Source organism: Baekduia sp., from assembly GCF_035996765.1.
Taxonomy (GTDB): Bacteria; Actinomycetota; Thermoleophilia; order Solirubrobacterales; family Solirubrobacteraceae; genus Baekduia.
Genome location: NZ_DASYJG010000011.1, coordinates 39,322 through 54,692, shown reverse-complemented (window position 1 = coordinate 54,692; position 15,371 = coordinate 39,322). Strand labels below are relative to the sequence as shown.

The 15,371-nt window shown below is 69.1% G+C and carries 14 protein-coding genes; 10 read left to right on the top strand and 4 right to left on the bottom strand.

Annotated elements, in window-relative coordinates:
* Window positions 1-228 precede the first annotated feature (228 nt).
* On the bottom strand, window positions 229-1,353 hold the full coding sequence (locus VGO10_RS02485) for a YbhN family protein (RefSeq protein WP_327464796.1): 1,125 nt from the start codon (window positions 1,351-1,353) through the stop codon (window positions 229-231).
* 50 nt (window positions 1,354-1,403) lie between these two features.
* Between VGO10_RS02485 and trpA the strand changes: the two genes are divergently transcribed.
* The 9 genes from trpA (at window position 1,404) to VGO10_RS02440 (ending at window position 8,872) form a co-directional block, all read left to right on the top strand.
* Complete coding sequence (trpA, locus tag VGO10_RS02480) at window positions 1,404-2,204, top strand: tryptophan synthase subunit alpha (RefSeq protein WP_327464794.1); 801 nt, start codon at window positions 1,404-1,406, stop codon at window positions 2,202-2,204.
* A gap of 5 nt (window positions 2,205-2,209) precedes the next feature.
* Entirely contained in the window at window positions 2,210-3,118 is a 909-nt protein-coding gene (locus VGO10_RS02475; RefSeq protein WP_327464792.1) for a DUF1835 domain-containing protein, read from the top strand.
* 21 nt (window positions 3,119-3,139) lie between these two features.
* Window positions 3,140-3,304 (top strand): hypothetical protein, encoded by a 165-nt coding sequence (locus VGO10_RS02470; RefSeq protein ID WP_327464790.1) that lies wholly within the window; start codon window positions 3,140-3,142, stop codon window positions 3,302-3,304.
* 144 nt (window positions 3,305-3,448) lie between these two features.
* Window positions 3,449-4,711, top strand: coding sequence for a branched-chain amino acid ABC transporter substrate-binding protein (locus VGO10_RS02465; RefSeq protein WP_327464787.1), 1,263 nt, complete (start codon window positions 3,449-3,451; stop codon window positions 4,709-4,711).
* 72 nt (window positions 4,712-4,783) lie between these two features.
* A complete protein-coding gene (locus VGO10_RS02460; protein ID WP_327464785.1) occupies window positions 4,784-5,842 on the top strand; it encodes a branched-chain amino acid ABC transporter permease in 1,059 nt (352 codons plus the stop codon).
* Window positions 5,843-5,847: 5 nt separating this feature from the next.
* Entirely contained in the window at window positions 5,848-7,065 is a 1,218-nt protein-coding gene (locus VGO10_RS02455) for a branched-chain amino acid ABC transporter permease (protein ID WP_327464783.1), read from the top strand.
* 58 nt (window positions 7,066-7,123) lie between these two features.
* Window positions 7,124-7,879 (top strand): ABC transporter ATP-binding protein, encoded by a 756-nt coding sequence (locus VGO10_RS02450; protein ID WP_349258912.1) that lies wholly within the window; start codon window positions 7,124-7,126, stop codon window positions 7,877-7,879.
* Window positions 7,876-8,607 (top strand): ABC transporter ATP-binding protein, encoded by a 732-nt coding sequence (locus VGO10_RS02445; protein WP_327464780.1) that lies wholly within the window; start codon window positions 7,876-7,878, stop codon window positions 8,605-8,607. Before VGO10_RS02450 ends, VGO10_RS02445 begins: the two co-directional genes overlap by 4 nt.
* 1 nt (window position 8,608) lies before the next feature.
* Entirely contained in the window at window positions 8,609-8,872 is a 264-nt protein-coding gene (locus VGO10_RS02440; protein WP_327464778.1) for a hypothetical protein, read from the top strand.
* A 15-nt stretch (window positions 8,873-8,887) separates the two neighbouring features.
* On the opposite strand, the gene VGO10_RS02435 is transcribed toward VGO10_RS02440, so the two are convergent.
* Both VGO10_RS02435 and VGO10_RS02430 read right to left on the bottom strand, forming a co-directional pair.
* Window positions 8,888-9,799: a TIGR01777 family oxidoreductase gene (locus VGO10_RS02435; protein WP_327464776.1), complete on the bottom strand. Its 912-nt coding sequence runs from the start codon at window positions 9,797-9,799 to the stop codon at window positions 8,888-8,890.
* Window positions 9,800-9,906: 107 nt separating this feature from the next.
* Window positions 9,907-11,373 carry an NAD-dependent malic enzyme gene (locus tag VGO10_RS02430; RefSeq protein ID WP_327464774.1) on the bottom strand — a complete coding sequence of 489 codons (1,467 nt, stop codon included), beginning with the start codon at window positions 11,371-11,373 and terminating at the stop codon, window positions 9,907-9,909.
* A 117-nt stretch (window positions 11,374-11,490) separates the two neighbouring features.
* On the opposite strand from VGO10_RS02430, the gene VGO10_RS02425 reads away from it, so the two are divergent.
* Window positions 11,491-14,106 (top strand): DNA polymerase I, encoded by a 2,616-nt coding sequence (locus VGO10_RS02425; protein ID WP_327464772.1) that lies wholly within the window; start codon window positions 11,491-11,493, stop codon window positions 14,104-14,106.
* A gap of 14 nt (window positions 14,107-14,120) precedes the next feature.
* Here VGO10_RS02425 and VGO10_RS02420 read toward each other — a convergent pair whose 3' ends face one another.
* On the bottom strand, window positions 14,121-15,323 hold the full coding sequence (locus tag VGO10_RS02420) for an NAD(P)/FAD-dependent oxidoreductase (RefSeq protein WP_327464770.1): 1,203 nt from the start codon (window positions 15,321-15,323) through the stop codon (window positions 14,121-14,123).
* Window positions 15,324-15,371 lie beyond the last annotated feature (48 nt).

Genomic DNA, 15,371 nt, shown 5'->3' with positions numbered 1-15,371 from the left:
CGTCTGGTGCCCCTCAGAGGGACACCAGACGACCCGGATCTCTGGCGAGCAATATTTGGGGACCGAATCGCCCGCCCGGACGCACGCGGACGACCCCATGCGCCACGCACCCCCGGCCCCGCTCACTCCTTCGCCGCCGACAGACCACGCAACGCGGCGCCGACCACAACCCGCGCTGAGCGCCATCATCGCTGCGACGTGGAGCGTCCGCGGACGACCGAAACAGACTCACGCCGCATCCGGCTCAGCGTCATCCTCCTCAATGACCTCAGCCCCATCCGCCGCCCGCCGCAGCGTCGCCAGCGCCAGCACCCCAGGCAGCGCGGGCAGCCACACCGAGATCGCCCGATAGGCCAGCACCGCCACCAACGCGATCTCGGCATCGATGCCAAACGCCGCGCATGCGCCGACCATCCCACCCTCGACGCCACCAACACCACCCGGCAGCGGCAGCAGATTCCCGAGCATGCCCAACAAGTAGGCCATCGTCAGCTCCGCGACGTTCGGGTGCCCACCGAACGCCCAGAAGCACGCCCACAACGTCGCCACATCAAAGACCCACCACACCACCGTGCCGAGCAACCCAAGCTCGCGGCGGCGGACCAACTCGATGGTGAAGTGCGTGCCGTCGGCCAGCGCCTGCGGCGCCGCCAGTAGCGCCTGCCGCCAACGCCCCCCGCCCTGGCCCAACCGCCGCTGCAGCGCATCCGGCGCCTGGATCGCGATTCCGTAGGCGGCGAACAACAGCGCGCCCAACACCGCAGGCACAGCGCTGAGCAAAGGCTCCGCGCCCGCGATCGCCAGGCCGGTGCCAAACAGGACGATCGCGCCGACGAAGACCGCATAGGTCGCGACCAGGTGCGACGACACCTGCTTGGCCGCGCCCTTCGGACCATGACCGGCGCGCGACAGCGCCCACGTCGTCACCGCGATTCCACCCGCGCCACCGGCGGCCAGCAGGCGCGTGGCCGCGGTTGCTGCGAGCGTGATCTGGGCCGAGCGACGAAAGCCGAGCACGACCCGGTCGGCCGCGCTGACCGCCGCGACGTTCCACGCATAGCCCGCGTAGGAGATGGCCTCCAACCCGATCGCGGCAGCCAGCCAGGCCGGCGATCCGTCGCGGATGCGGTTCCACGTGTCCTCGATCCCCGCCAGGTGCGGTACCAGCAGATAGACGATGAGGATCAGCGCCGCGGTCGCCCCGAACCACACCAGCGCTCGGCGGCCGGTGGGCCCTGGCATGGGCAGCGCGGTCAGGACGCCGCGACGGCGATCGGCGTCTTCTTCCAGCGCAGAGCCGTCAGGCGGAAGGTCGTGCCGACGGGCTTCGGTGTCGTCGTCGTGGGCGGCCACGGGCGCAGCGAGCATAGGACGCGGTCTGGTCGTAGGCTTGCACGCTCCTCATGGACGGCCCCCAGCGCATCGCCGACGCCTTCGCCAACGCCAAGGGCCGCGCGGCCCTCATGCCCTATTTGATGGGCGGTTTCCCGACGCTCGGGGACTCGATCCGGATCGGCGAGGCCTATGTCGACGGCGGTGCTGATCTCATCGAACTCGGGGTGCCGTTCTCCGACCCGCTGGCCGACGGCCCGGTGATCCATGCCGCAGGGACCGAGGCGCTGCGCGCCGGCACGACGGTCGCGGGGGTCCTCACCGTCTGCCACACGCTCTCCCAGCGCGTCCCGGTCGTGATGATGATGTACGCCAACCTCATCTTCGCCAAGGGCCCTGACGCATTCGTCGGCGAACTCGCCGGCGCCGGTGCCAGCGGCCTGATCGTCCCCGACATGCCGTTGGAGGAGGGCGACGAGGTACTGGCGGCATGCGACGCCGCCGGCGTCGCCCTGGTCCCGCTCGTGGCGCCGACGACGCCCGACGAGCGCCTGGCCCGCATCGGCGCCCGCGCCCGCGGCTTCGTCTACACCGTCTCGGTCACCGGCACGACCGGCGAGCGCGCGACGCTCTCGGCGACCTACGGCTCGGTCATCGCCCGCACCAAGGCGCACACCAACGTGCCCGTCGCGCTGGGCTTCGGCATCGGCTCGCCCGAACAGGCCGCCCAGGCCGCCGAGGCCGGCGCCGACGGGGTGATCATCGGCAGCCGCCTGGTGCGCGCCGCCGCCGAGGCCGACGATCCGGCCGCTGCCGTGCGGGACCTGGTCAAGGGGTTCTCCGCGGCCTTGGCGGAGCCCGCGCCGAGCTGAGCCCAATGGCCGTCCTGCACGTCACCAACGGCGCGGCCGTCGCCGCTGACCTCCGCTCCCTCGGCGAGGTGCTGACGTGGGACGACGTGCTGCACGAGGGCCCGGTCCCGGCGCTGGATCCGGCGGCGCTGCGCGAGGTCCGAGCGCGCTTTCTGGCCGACGCGGGCCTCACCGACCTGGCCCAGGCACGCGCGCGGCTGACGGTCCGTGACGAGCGCCTCGACGCCGTCGACTTCTCCACGCGGATCGTCCTGTGGTTCGAGGACGATCTCTACGACCAACTGCAGTTGCTGCAGATCCTCGACCGTCTCGCCGCATCGGCCGAGAGCCGGCGTAGCCGCCCGGCCGGGCCGGTCGAGCTGGTCCGCCTCGCCCGCGGCCCGCGCAGCTTCCTGCGCGACCGGCTTGCCGCCGCGCGACCGCTCGGCGAGGGCGAGCACGAGCTGGCACGGCGGCTCTGGGCCGCGTTCACCTCGACCGATCCGCTACAGGTGCAGGAGGCCTGGCTGGCCGGCACGCCCGGCCTGCCCGACGTCGCACCCGCCCTCGGTCGCCTGCTCGAGGAGCACCCGGCCACGACCGACGGGTTGGCACGCACCGAGCGCCAGATCCTCGCCGCGCTGGCCGACGGCCCGCTGCCGCCCGCCGCGCTCTTCGCCGCGGCGACCACGCAAGAAGAGCGACCGTTTCTGGGCGACGCGACGCTGTGGTGGCGCGCCGCGCGCCTGACGCCGTTGGTCCGGCGAACCGACCAGGGTGTCTTCGCGCTGACCAGCGACGGTGCGCGCGTGTTCGCCGGAGAGGCAGATGCGGCCGCGCTGCTTGCTCCATTTGATCGCTGGGTCGGCGGCGTCCACCACACCGGTGCGCCCGCGGTGCGGTGGGATCCGGCGACGCGCCGCCTGCACCGCTAGGACGATAGGATCCGCCCAGCCATGGGACTCGTGTACTCCATCGTCGCCTCGCTCTGCCTCTGGATCGTCCTCTGGGCACTGGGCGCCAAGGCCCTCGACAGCTTCCTGCTGGCGGCACTGTTGATCATCATCGCCGTGACCGTCCAGATGCTGCAGAAGTACAACCCCTCCAAGCGCCAGCGCTGAGCGCGCTCGCCCTGCGCGAGCACCCATACGGTGGTCAACCAACGTTTCCACCTTGTGGTGTGGAGGGGTGACCATTGCGCGGCGTCCCTGACCCTGTTTAGACTCGCGCTCTCTCCGTATTCGATCCCTTGAGGAGGGGACACGTTGCGCGCACGACATGTGGCAGCCTCCGGCTGTCTTCTGGCTGCGCTGTCGTTCGGAGTTGCCGCTTGCGGCAGCGACGACAACAGCGGCAGCAGCAGTACCGGTAGCTCGGGTTCGAGCTCCGGATCCAAGAGCCTGACCATCTACTCCAGCCTCCCGTTGCAGGGCGACTCGCGAGCGCAGTCGCTCTCGGTCGTCAACGGCGAGAAGCTGGCGCTGGAGAGCCAGGGTGGCAAGGTCGGCGACTACACCATCAAGTACGTCAGCCTCGACGACTCCACCGCCGCAGCCGGCAAGTGGGATCCGGGCGCCACGTCGGGCGACGCCCGCAAGGCCGCTCAGGACAAGTCCACCATCGGCTACCTCGGTGAGTTCAACTCGGGCGCGTCGGCGATCTCGATCCCGATCCTGAACGAGGCCGGCGTCCTGCAGGTCTCGCCGTCGAACACCGCGACGGGTCTGACCCGTTCGCTTGGTGCCGACAAGGGCGAGCCGGACAAGTACTACCCGTCCGGCAAGCGCACCTACGGGCGCGTCGTCCCGGCTGACCACATCCAGGGCGCAGCCCAGGTCAGCTACCAGAAGGACAACGGCTGCAAGAAGACCTACTTGTTGAACGACAAGGAGGTCTACGGCTCCGGTCTCGTCAAGAACGTCGTCGCCGCAGCCAAGACCCAGGGCCTGCCGATCGCCGGCAACACCGGCATCGATCCCAAGGCCGCCAACTACCGCTCGGTCGCCACGACCATCAAGGCCACGGGCGCCGACTGCGTGTTCTTCGGTGGCATCACCGACAACAACGCGGTCCAGCTGTTCAAGGACCTCCACGCAGCGATGCCGACGGCGAAGCTGTTCGGCCCCGACGGCGTGGCGGAGACGGCGTTCACGACCAAGCTCGGCTCGTCGGTCGAGAAGGTCACCTACGTCACCAACCCGACGTTGGACCCGAAGCTCTACCCGGCCTCCGGCCAGGAGTTCTTCAAGAACTACAAGGCGAAGTACGGCGCCGATCCCGAGGCATACGCGATCTATGGCTATGAGGCCATGGGCGTGATGCTCGAGGCGATCAAGAACGCCGGCGCGAAGGGCAACGATCGCCAGGCGGTCATCGACGCCTTCTTCAAGATCAAGAACCGGGAGTCCGTGTTGGGCACCTACTCGATCGACGAGAACGGCGACACGACGCTGTCGGACTACGGCGGAGATCGCGTGGTCGACGGCAAGCTGGTGTTCGACAAGGTCATCAAGGCCCAGACCAGCTGACCCAACTCGTGACGTACCGGCCGGGACCTCGTGTCCCGGCCGGCGCCACGGGGTACTCGGCAAAAGGACCACATGGAAGCCGCATCCATCACCGAGACGGCGTCGGCGGGTCCACCCGCCCGCAAGCTCTCTGATGTCGTCAACGCCTACGCGTTGCCCCTGCTGCTGGTCGTGGCGCTGGCCGCCCAGTTCGTGCATTCACCCCATGACACGCTGGACGACGTCAAAACCGGACTTTCCAACGGCACCATCTGGGCGCTGATCGCGCTCGGGTACACGCTGGTCTACGGGATCGTCGAGCTCATCAACTTCGCCCACGGCGAGGTCTTCATGATCGGCTCGTTCGTCTCGGTGTCGCTGTGGGCCACCTTCGGCGTCGACGAGCAGACGGCCAAGCCGCTCATGGTCCTGTCGATCGTGGTGGTGCTGGCGCTGGCGATGTTCGCCAGCGGCACGCTGAACGTGCTGATCGAACGCGTCGCCTATCGGCCGCTGCGCAACGCGCCCAAGCTGGCGCCGCTGATCACGGCCATCGGGATGAGCTTCATCCTGCAGAACGTCGGCCTGCTGTGGCGCCCGACGCCAGACAGCGCGCCCGACCTCATCGGCTCCCAGAAGAACTACTTCACCGTCTTCAACGTCGGCATCGAGCACTCCGACGTCTTCGCCGTCATCGTGACGGCCCCGCTCCTCATCGCCCTGCTCTGGTTCGTCGGCTCGACGCGCTACGGCAAGGCCATGCGCGCCACCGCGCAGGATCCCGACGCGGCGCGCCTGATGGGCATCGACGTCGACCGCACGATCCAGCTGACCTTCCTGCTCGGCGGTTTGATGGCCGGTGCCGCCGGCCTCATCTACGCGCTCTACAACGGCACGATCCGCTTCAACCAGGGCTTCACCGCCGGGCTGATCGCGTTCACCGCGGCGGTTATGGGCGGCATCGGCAACCTCAAGGGCGCGGTGGTCGGCGGCCTGATCATCGGCGTGATCCAGGCCGTCTCGGACTCTGGTGACTACCTCGGGCTGCCGCTCGGCCCGCAGTGGACACCCGCCGTCGTCTTCGGCGTGCTGATCCTGGTCATGGTCTTCCGACCACAAGGCCTCTTCGGCGAAGAGACGCGGGAGGGCTGAGCGCCATGCTCGATGCCAGCCGCAGGCAGTTCAACCAGATGACGCGGCTGCTGCCGCCATCGGTGTGGATGGCCATCGGCCTCCTCCTGGCGATCCTCTTCCCGTACGTCGCGGGCACGGGGTCGCTGCTGGACGCCTCGATCCAGACGCTGGCCTACGTGATCATGGCGTTGGGGCTGAACATCGTGGTCGGCTTCGCCGGCCTGCTCGACCTGGGCTACGTCGCCTTCTACGCCATCGGCGCGTTCGTGATCGGCTGGTTCGGCTCCCAGCAGTTCCCGGATGTCAACGGCGGCAAGGGCATCCACATCCTGTCGAGCGATCGCGCGACCTTCCAGCTCAAGCTCAACGGCACCCACGCCGAGATCCCCGGCATCCACATCAACTTCTTCATCGTGGCGTTCATCGCGATGGGGATCACCGCGGTGTGGGGCATCCTCCTCGGCGCTCCGACGCTGCGTCTGCGCGGCGACTACCTGGCGATCGTGACGCTCGCCTTCGGCGAGATCGTGCCGCGCATCTTCGAGAACAGCACGAGCGGCCTGTTCGGCATCGGCACGACCGACTTCTCCAACGGCCGCCAGGGCATCACCCCGATCGACACCATCAACCTGCCGTGGTCCAAAGACCTGGTCTATTCGGACTTCAACTTGAAACCCGCGTATTGGGTGGCGCTCGCGATGGTCGTGTTCACGATCTTCGTCAACCGCCGCCTGCGCGACTCCCGGCTCGGACGGGCCTGGATCGCGGTGCGCGAAGACGAGGTCGCGGCGGCGTCGATGGGCGTCAACCTCGTGCGCACGAAGCTCTGGGCCTACGCCATCGGCGCGGCATTCGGCGGCTTTGCGGGCGCGTTCCTGGGCTCCTACAACAACACCGTCAACGTCGATCAGTTCGAGTTCGGCTTCTCGGTCTTCGTGCTGGCGATGATCATCATCGGCGGCATGGGCAACATCTGGGGCGTCATCGTCGGGGCGGTCGCCCTCTCGATGCTCAACCGCTACGGGTTGCCCGAGCTCAACCAGCTGCCGATCGGCTTTGACCCGACATCCGTGTCCTACGGCGTCTTCGGCTTCTTCTTGTTGATCATGATGGTGCTCCGTCCCGAAGGGCTCATCCCGTCCGGCCGAAGAAAGCTCGAGCTGCACGAGGGCGAGATCGAGGGCGAGGAGGCCGAGATGGTTGGCGACATGGCGCAGATGTACGAGGTGCACAGTGAGTGAGCAGGAGCAGTTCACCACCAACCTGGACGGCACGCAGGTCGACCACAGCGGCCCGCCGGTGCTCGACGCGACCGGCGTGTCGAAGGTCTTCGGCGGCCTTGTCGCCGTCAACGACGTCGACTTCGTCGTCCCGCGCAAGTCGATCGTCTCGCTGATCGGGCCCAACGGCGCGGGCAAGACCACGTTCTTCAACTGCCTCACCGGGCTCTACCGGCCCACGACGGGGCGTGTGATCTTCGAGGGCCAGGACATCACCGCCAAGCGCGCTGACCTCGTCACGGCGGCGGGCGTGGCACGCACCTTTCAGAACATCAAGCTCTTCCGGACCATGACGGCGATCGAGAACGTCCAGGTCGGGATGCACCCGCGGCTGAAGTCGCGGGTGACCGGCATGGTCCTGCGCACGCCGTTCGTGCGGCGCGAGGAGAAGGCCGCCACGCAGCGGGCGATCGAACTGCTCGACTTCGTCGGCCTCAAGCGCAAGGACGAGCTGGCCATGAACCTGCCCTACGGGGACCAGCGGCGGCTGGAGATCGCGCGTGCGCTGGCGTCGGACCCCAAGCTCCTGCTGCTCGATGAGCCCACGGCCGGCATGAACGCCGCCGAGTCCGAGGAGCTGCGCCGCCTGATGGACCGGCTGCGCACCGAGCAGGACATGTCGATCCTGCTGATCGAGCACGACATGAAGGTCGTCATGAACGTCTCTGACCACATCACGGTCCTCGATCACGGCGAGAAGATCGCCGAGGGGTCGCCGCAGACCGTCCGCCAGGATCCGAAGGTCATCGAGGCCTACCTGGGGAGTCAGGCATGAGCGACGGCAACGGCGCCACGCCGGTCCTGCACGTCGACAACATCCACTCCTTCTACGGCGCGATCCAGGCGCTCAAGGGCATCTCGCTCGAGGTCTACGAGGGTGAGATCGTCACGCTGATCGGCTCCAACGGCGCGGGCAAGACGACGACGCTGCGCTCGATCTCGGGCATTGTCCCGCCACGCGAGGGCGCGATCTACTACCTGGGCAACGACATCACCGGCATGCCCGGGCACCAGGTCGCCTCGATCGGCATCGCCCATTCGCCCGAGGGCCGGCGCATCTTCCCCCGCATGACGGTGCTGGAGAACCTCGAGATGGGGGCCTTCACCCGCAAGGACAACGCGGCGATCCGTGCTGACGTCGAACGCGTCTATGAGATGTTCCCGCGGCTGAAGGAGCGCCAGAAGCAGAAGGCCGGCACGATGTCGGGCGGCGAGCAGCAGATGCTCGCGATGGGCCGTGCGCTGATGGCCCAGCCCAAGCTCCTGCTCCTCGACGAGCCGTCGCTCGGCCTCGCGCCCGTGATCGTGGACAAGATCTACGAGATCATCCGCGAGATCAACCAGCAGGGCGTCACGATCCTGCTCGTCGAGCAGAACGCCAACTACGCGCTCGACGTCTCCTCACGAGGCTACGTCCTGGAGACCGGGACCGTCGCGCTCTCTGACAAGTCCTCCGCGCTGCGAACCGACGAGCGCGTGATGGCCGCCTACCTGGGGACCTGACATGACCGCCTCGCTCATCGTCGCCGCCATCGGCGTCAAGGCCTTCTACTTGTTGTACATCTGGCTCGTCTCGGCGTGGGTGGCCAGCTGGCTGTCGAACCGCAAGGGCTACGGCGAGAAGTGGGGCCTGGGCACCGGGCTGTTGCTCAGCGCGATCGGCGTGCTGATCTGGCTCGTGGTCCCGGCCAAGACCACGTCGATCGTCTCCCAGCGCAAGCTGCGCAAGGAGCAGGAAGAGCAGGCGGAGGCGGAAGCGCAGGGCTGAGCCCGGCGGCCGGCGCTACCTCAGCGCGTCGGCCAATGCCGCGTCGAGGTCTGCGTACTTGTAGGTGAACCCGGCGGCCAGGGCGTGCTCGGGTACGGCGCGCTGGCCCTCGGTGACGATCTCGGCCATGTCGCCGTAGAGCAGGCGGATCGCAAAGGCCGGGACCGGCGCGACGGCCGGGCGATGGAGCGCTCGCCCGAGGGCCTTGCTGAAAGCCTTGTTGGTCACCGGCTCGGGGGCGGCGCCGTTGTAGGCACCGCTCCAGGACGCGTCAGTGGCCGCGTGCAGGTAGAGGCTGACGAGGTCGTCGACGTGGATCCACGGCAGGTACTGGTTGCCGCTGGCGACCGGCCCGCCGACGCCGAGCTTGAACGGCGGCAGCATCGTCTTCAGCGCGCCGCCGCTCTTGTCGAGCACGACGCCGGTGCGGATCTTGACGACGCGCGGGTGGGTCGGGGCGTCTGCCGCGGCGTCGGCCTCGCGCTCCCACACGACGCAGACGCGCGCCAGGAAGTCGTCGCCGGCGGGAGAGGACTCGGGCACGCGCTCGTCGCCGTGCTTGCCGTAGTAGCCGACGGCAGAGCTGCTGACCAGCACCTTCGGGCCGTCCGCGCCAGCGGCGGCCATTCCCGCCACGAGGTTGCGGGTGCCGACCTCGCGGCTCTCGAGGATCCGGCGCTTGACCTCGTCGTTCCACCGCTGGGCGACCGGTTCGCCGGCGAGGTGGATGACCGCATCGCGGCCGCGCAGCGCCTCGGCGGGCGCGGGGCCCGACAGCGGATCCCAGGCGATGGCCTCGACGCCGAGCGCCGCCTGCGCCTTCTCGGGCGAGCGCGACAGCACCGTGACGGTGTCGCCGTGGTCGCGCAGCGCGCGGACGAGCTTGGTGCCGATCAGGCCGGTGGCGCCGGTGAGGGTGACGTGCATCTCCTCACCGTACGACCAATCTGTGTCGGCGGATCAGGGCCGCGGTGTGGGAGCCTCTGGCGAGCACCCGCCGCTGAACGAGCGCTCTACGCGAGGCTCAGCCTGGATCAGTTGCGCAGCTGCTCGATGTCGAGCGCCGCGAAACCGATGGTGTCACCGGCGCGGTCGTCACCGGCGCGACGGGCCTCGGCGGCGACGGCGTCGGCGACGGCGGGCGCGACATCGCGGTTGAAGACCGACGGGATGATGTAGTCCTCGCGCAGCTCGGACTCGGGCACGATGTTGGCGATGGCAGTCGCGGCAGCCATCTTCATCGCCTCGGTGATCTGCGGCGCGCGGACATCCAGCGCGCCGCGGAAGATGCCTGGGAACGCGAGCACGTTGTTGATCTGGTTGGGGTAGTCACTGCGGCCGGTGGCGACGATGCGGCAGTAGGGCGCGGCCTCCTCGGGGGAGACCTCGGGCGTCGGGTTGGCCATCGCGAAGACCATCGCGTCCTTGTTCATGCGCGCCAGCGCCTCGGCCGGGAAGACCTTGGCACCGGAGAGGCCGATCATGAGGTCCATGCCGTCGATGACCGACGCCGGCGTTCCACCGAGGCGGTCCGGGTTGGTCGCCTCCGCGTACCAGCGCTTGATCGGCGGCATCGAGCCGTCCTGGTAATCGCCGCGGTCGGTTGACAGCACGCCACACGAGTCGGCGCCGACGACGTGCCGAACGCCGGCCTCCATGAGGATCTTGGTGACCGCGACGCCGGCGGCGCCCAGGCCGATCACCAGGACACGCAGGTCGGCGAGCGACTTGCCGGTTAGCTTGCAGGCGTTGATCAGCGCGGCGAGCGTGACGATTGCGGTGCCGTGCTGGTCGTCATGGAAGACGGGGATGTCGAGCTCGGCCTTCAGCCGGTCCTCGATCTCAAAGCAGCGCGGGGCGGAGATGTCCTCCAAGTTGATCCCGCCGAAGGTCGGCGCGATCTGCTTGACCGCCGCGACGATCTCGTCGGGGTCCTTGGTGTCCAGGCAGATCGGGAACGCGTCGACGTTGGCGAACTCCTTGAAGAGCATGGCCTTGCCCTCCATCACGGGCATCGCCGCGCGCGGGCCGATGTCGCCGAGGCCCAGGACCGCGGTGCCGTCGCTGACGACGGCCACCGTGTTGCGCTTGATCGTGTACTGAAACGCCTTGTCGGGATCGTCGTGGATCGCCATGCAGACCCGCGCGACGCCCGGGGTGTAGGCCATCGACAGGTCCGCGCGCGTCTTCAGCGGCGACTTGTTGTGCTGCTCGATCTTGCCGCCGATGTGCAACAGGAACGTGCGGTCGGTCGTGTCGACCACCGTCACGCCGTCGAGCGCCGCAAGCGCACCGACGATCTGGTCCCAGTGCTCGGCGCCCGTCGCGTCGACGGTGATGTCACGCAGCAGCACGTTCTCCTTGACCTCGACCAGGTCGATCGACCCGATGCTCGCCCCAACCTCGCCGATCGCGCTCGCCACCAGCCCGAGCATGCCGGGGCGGTCGGCGATCTCGACGCGGATCGTGAGGCTGTATTGGGCAGAGGGAGAAGGGGACATCTGCGCGAGACTCTAGGGGGTCGTCGGTCTGCGAAGCCGTCAGGCCACCTGCGTACTTGTATGGCACGCGCCTGCGGAGATCCCGACGCTCGCCCACCCCCGCTAGGGTCCTCTGCGATGTCGGAGAACGGGTCAGCCAGCAGCCATGACGAGCTCTACCTGATCGACGGCAGCTCGCTCGCCTACCGGGCGTTCTTCGCGCTGCCGGAGTCGATCGCGACCTCGACGGGCGTGCCGACCAACGCGATCTTCGGGTTCGCGTCGATGCTCGTGAAGCTGCTGACCGAGCATGGCGTCAAGCCGACGATCGTCGTGTGGGACGCGGGCCACTCCGGACGCAAGGAGATCTCGGTCGACTACAAGGCGACGCGCCAGTCGCGGCCCGATCTGCTCAAGGAGCAGTGGCCCCATCTCGCGCCGCTGGTCGAGGCGTTCGGCTACCGCAACGTCACCGTCGACGGCTACGAGGCCGACGACGTCATCGCCTCGATCGCCGAGAAGGCGCGCGCGCAGGACGTGCCGGTGGTCATCGTCACGGGCGACCGCGACATCTTCCAGCTGATCGATCCGGACTCGAAGGTCCGCGTGATGGCGACCGGCCGCGGCATCACCGACACCAAGTTGTACGACTACCAGGCGGTCATCGACCGCTACGGCCTGCCGCCCGAGTCGATCCCGGACTTCTACGGCCTCAAGGGCGACACGTCCGACAACATTCCCGGCGTCCCGGGCATCGGCGACAAGACCGCCGCGACCCTGCTGCAGCAGTTCAACGACCTCGAGACGGTGCTCGCCTCGGTCGACCAGATCTCCGGCGCCAAGCGCAAGGAGAACCTCGTCAATCACGCCGATGACGCCCGTATCTCCAAGCAGCTGGCGACGATCATGCGCGACGTCCCGGTCGACGTCGACCCCGCCCAGGAGGCCGCGCGCGAGCCCGACCGCTCCAAGCTGCGCGACGTCTTCCGCCAGTTCGAGCTGCGCGCGCCGCTCGCGCGGCTCGAAGATGCGCTGGCTGCTGACGATCAGGCCGGCGTCCCCGCGGCGATGCCCGCCGAGGCCGCGACGGTCCGCGTGCGCGTCCGCGAGGGCGGCGTCGCCGAGGTCCGGGCGCTGGGGCCGGCGGGCTCGGAGGTCACGCTCGCGCTGGAGGCGCCGGTCGTCGACGAAGGCCAGCTGCTTGCGCAGGATCCGCTCTGGAAGTTCGGCGCGGTCGTGGGGGAGGAGGCCGTCGTCGGCGCCGTCGCCGACCCCGCCGAGCTGATCGCCGCGCTCGGCGAGCGCCCCGTCATCGGCTACGACGCCAAGGCGTGGGGCGCGGTCCCGCCCAACCTGACGCACGACCTGCTGCTCGCCGCCTACCTGCTCGAGCCCGCGCGCCGCGGCTTCCCGTTCGCCGAGATCTGCGAGGAGCGCGGGCTGAAGACCGAGGCGTCCGAGCCGCTCGCGGCCGCCGCCGCGCTCGGCCAGGCGCTGGCCGCGTGGCAGCGCGAGCAGCTCGACGACCGCGGGCTCACCGGCCTGATGGACGAGGTCGAGCTGCCGCTCGTCGCGGTGCTCCGCGACATGGAGGTCGCCGGCGTGCGGCTCAACAAGGAGCGCTTGGCGCTGATCCGCACGCGCGTGCTGGACGAGATCGCCGACCTCGAGCGCGAGATCTTCCGGCTGGCCGACGAGGAGTTCACCATCGGCTCGCCCCAGCAGCTCGGCGCCATCCTGTTCGACAAGCTCGGGCTGTCGCGCAAGCGCCGCGGCAAGACCGGCTTCTCGACCGACGCGCGGGTGCTGCAGGCGATCCGTGGCGAGCACGAGATCATCCCCTCGATCGAGCGCTGGCGTGAGCTCAACCAGCTCATGAAGACCTACCTCGACGTTCTGCCGCAGCTGACCGACGCCGAGTCGCGCATCCACACCACCTTCGTGCAGGCCGCCGCGACCACGGGCCGCCTCGCCTCGACCAATCCCAACCTGCAGAACGTGCCGGTGCGCACCGAGCTCGGCCGCGAGATCCGCGGCTGCTTCGAGGCTGCGCCTGGCAACGTGCTCGTCAGCGCCGACTACTCCCAGGTCGAGCTGCGCGTCATGGCCTTCATCGCCGACGAGCCCGTGCTCAAGGAGATCTTCGTCCGGGGCGAGGACGTGCACACCGCCACGGCCTCGACGGTCTTCGACAAGCCGGCTGCAGAGCTCACGCCGATGGATCGCTCCAAGGCCAAGATGATCAACTACGGGATCGTGTACGGGTTGAGCGACTACGGCCTGGCCGATCGCCTCAACATCGCGCGCGAAGAGGCCAAGCTGTTCATCGACACCTACCTGGAGCGCTTCTCGCGGGTCGCCGCGTTCATGGCCTTGACGATCGAGCAGGCCAAAGAGCAGGGCTACGTCACGACGCTCTTCGGCCGCCGTCGTCAGATCCCCGAGTTGCGGGCCCGCAACTACCAGGTGCGGACGCTCGGCGAGCGGCTGGCGGTCAACACCGTCATCCAGGGCACGGCGGCCGACATCATGAAGCTGGCGATGATCGGCGTGCACCGCGCGCTGCTCGCCTCAGGAATGACCACGCGGATGATCCTCACGATCCACGACGAGCTGCTCTTCGAGGGCCCGCCCCAGGAGGCCGACCGCGTCAAGGAGATCGTCGAGCGCGAGATGATCGCGCCGTGGGGCGACCGCACGCCGCCGCTGGCGGTGGACGCGGGTTCCGGCCTCACCTGGCTCGCGGCCAAGTAGGGCTTGAGCGGCTGTTAGGCCGCGGCCAGCGTGCCGACGCCGTCGGGCGCCCTGAGCATGAGCGGCTCCGCCGGCTCTTCCCACGGCGCGCTCGACCATGGGCTCGCGCCGTCGAGCGCGAACGATGGCGGTGCGATGTTGAGGTAGTGCCGGAAGGCCCAGCGGATGAACCGGGGCCGGCTCATCAGATCGAGCGCCGTGTCCATCGCGGGGTACTTGTTGATCCCGCTGACGACGGTCTGCACGCGCCACAGCCAGTCGAAGGCGTAGCGGTGCTCCTCGTTGAAGGCGTGGTAGCGGACCAGCGCCTGCTCGCGGGTCTGGCGGCCGTCGAGCACCTTGCGCAGCTCGCGGCCGACGGCCAGCCCGAAGTAGAGCGCGGTGCGGATGCCCTCGGCCGTCGTCGGCAGGCAGTGGCCGGCGCTGTCGCCGGCGAAGAAGACGCCGTCGCCCGTCGCCGGCCGCAGGCGGTGGGGGATCCAGTTGCCCTGATAGCCGCCCTCGAGGCCGATGCCGAGATCGTGGGCGAGCTGGACGGTGGGCTCCTTGACCTTGATGTGCGGGTCGAAGGAACCGACGCCGGTGCGTAGCTCGTCGCCGGCGGGGAAGGCCCAGGAGTAGCCGGGGACGATGTACTTCGGATCGAGCCACAGCTCGAGGTCGTCGCCGGTGGCCGGCGGGTGGACTTCGAGGCCGCGCGACAGGCGGGCCTCCGGCGGCTGGATCGCGTCGCGCTGCTCGCTCAGCACGCGGCGCCAGCCGAGCGCGTCGACGACCAGCGGCGCGCGCAGATCGCCGCGATCGGTGTGGACGGTGTGGACCGTCCCGCGCGTGATGCCGTCGACCTTGGCGGTGTCGAAGGTGAAGTCGCCCTGGGCGGCCAGGAGCTCGCAGAGCTGCGCGTAGTCGAAGGTCGAGAACGACCACGACAGCGTCCACCGATACGTCTTCTCCGGGCGGTGCATGACGAGGTCGCGGAAGGTCTGGCGGATCGAAGCCTCGAGCCCGAGGTTGACCAGCCACTCGGTCGGCGCCGCGCAGGCCGAGGTCTGGCGCTCGCCGATCTCGTAGCGGTCGACGATCAGCACCCGCGCGCCGCTGCCGCTGAGCTCGCGGGCGACCGCGAGGCCCGCGAAGGACGCCCCGCAGATCACCACGTCGTACTCGCCGCCGAGCGGGGTACGCTCGGCCCCTCTCTTCGTCGCGCGAACGGGCATCCGACGCCCGATCGTATCCGTGCCCGGCGGGCGCGTGAGCGCAGGGTT

Excerpts from the sequence above, each read along its gene's own strand:
- trpA (WP_327464794.1), top strand. The coding sequence starts at position 1,404 with ATGGACGGCCCCCAGCGCATCGCCGACGCCTTCGCCAACGCCAAGGGC.
- VGO10_RS02475 (WP_327464792.1), top strand. The coding sequence starts at position 2,210 with ATGGCCGTCCTGCACGTCACCAACGGCGCGGCCGTCGCCGCTGACCTC.
- VGO10_RS02470 (WP_327464790.1), top strand. The coding sequence starts at position 3,140 with ATGGGACTCGTGTACTCCATCGTCGCCTCGCTCTGCCTCTGGATCGTC.
- VGO10_RS02460 (WP_327464785.1), top strand. The coding sequence starts at position 4,784 with ATGGAAGCCGCATCCATCACCGAGACGGCGTCGGCGGGTCCACCCGCC.
- VGO10_RS02455 (WP_327464783.1), top strand. The coding sequence starts at position 5,848 with ATGCTCGATGCCAGCCGCAGGCAGTTCAACCAGATGACGCGGCTGCTG.
- VGO10_RS02445 (WP_327464780.1), top strand. The coding sequence starts at position 7,876 with ATGAGCGACGGCAACGGCGCCACGCCGGTCCTGCACGTCGACAACATC.
- VGO10_RS02440 (WP_327464778.1), top strand. The coding sequence starts at position 8,609 with ATGACCGCCTCGCTCATCGTCGCCGCCATCGGCGTCAAGGCCTTCTAC.
- VGO10_RS02435 (WP_327464776.1), bottom strand. The coding sequence starts at position 9,799 with ATGCACGTCACCCTCACCGGCGCCACCGGCCTGATCGGCACCAAGCTC.
- VGO10_RS02430 (WP_327464774.1), bottom strand. The coding sequence starts at position 11,373 with ATGTCCCCTTCTCCCTCTGCCCAATACAGCCTCACGATCCGCGTCGAG.
- VGO10_RS02425 (WP_327464772.1), top strand. The coding sequence starts at position 11,491 with ATGTCGGAGAACGGGTCAGCCAGCAGCCATGACGAGCTCTACCTGATC.
- VGO10_RS02420 (WP_327464770.1), bottom strand. The coding sequence starts at position 15,323 with ATGCCCGTTCGCGCGACGAAGAGAGGGGCCGAGCGTACCCCGCTCGGC.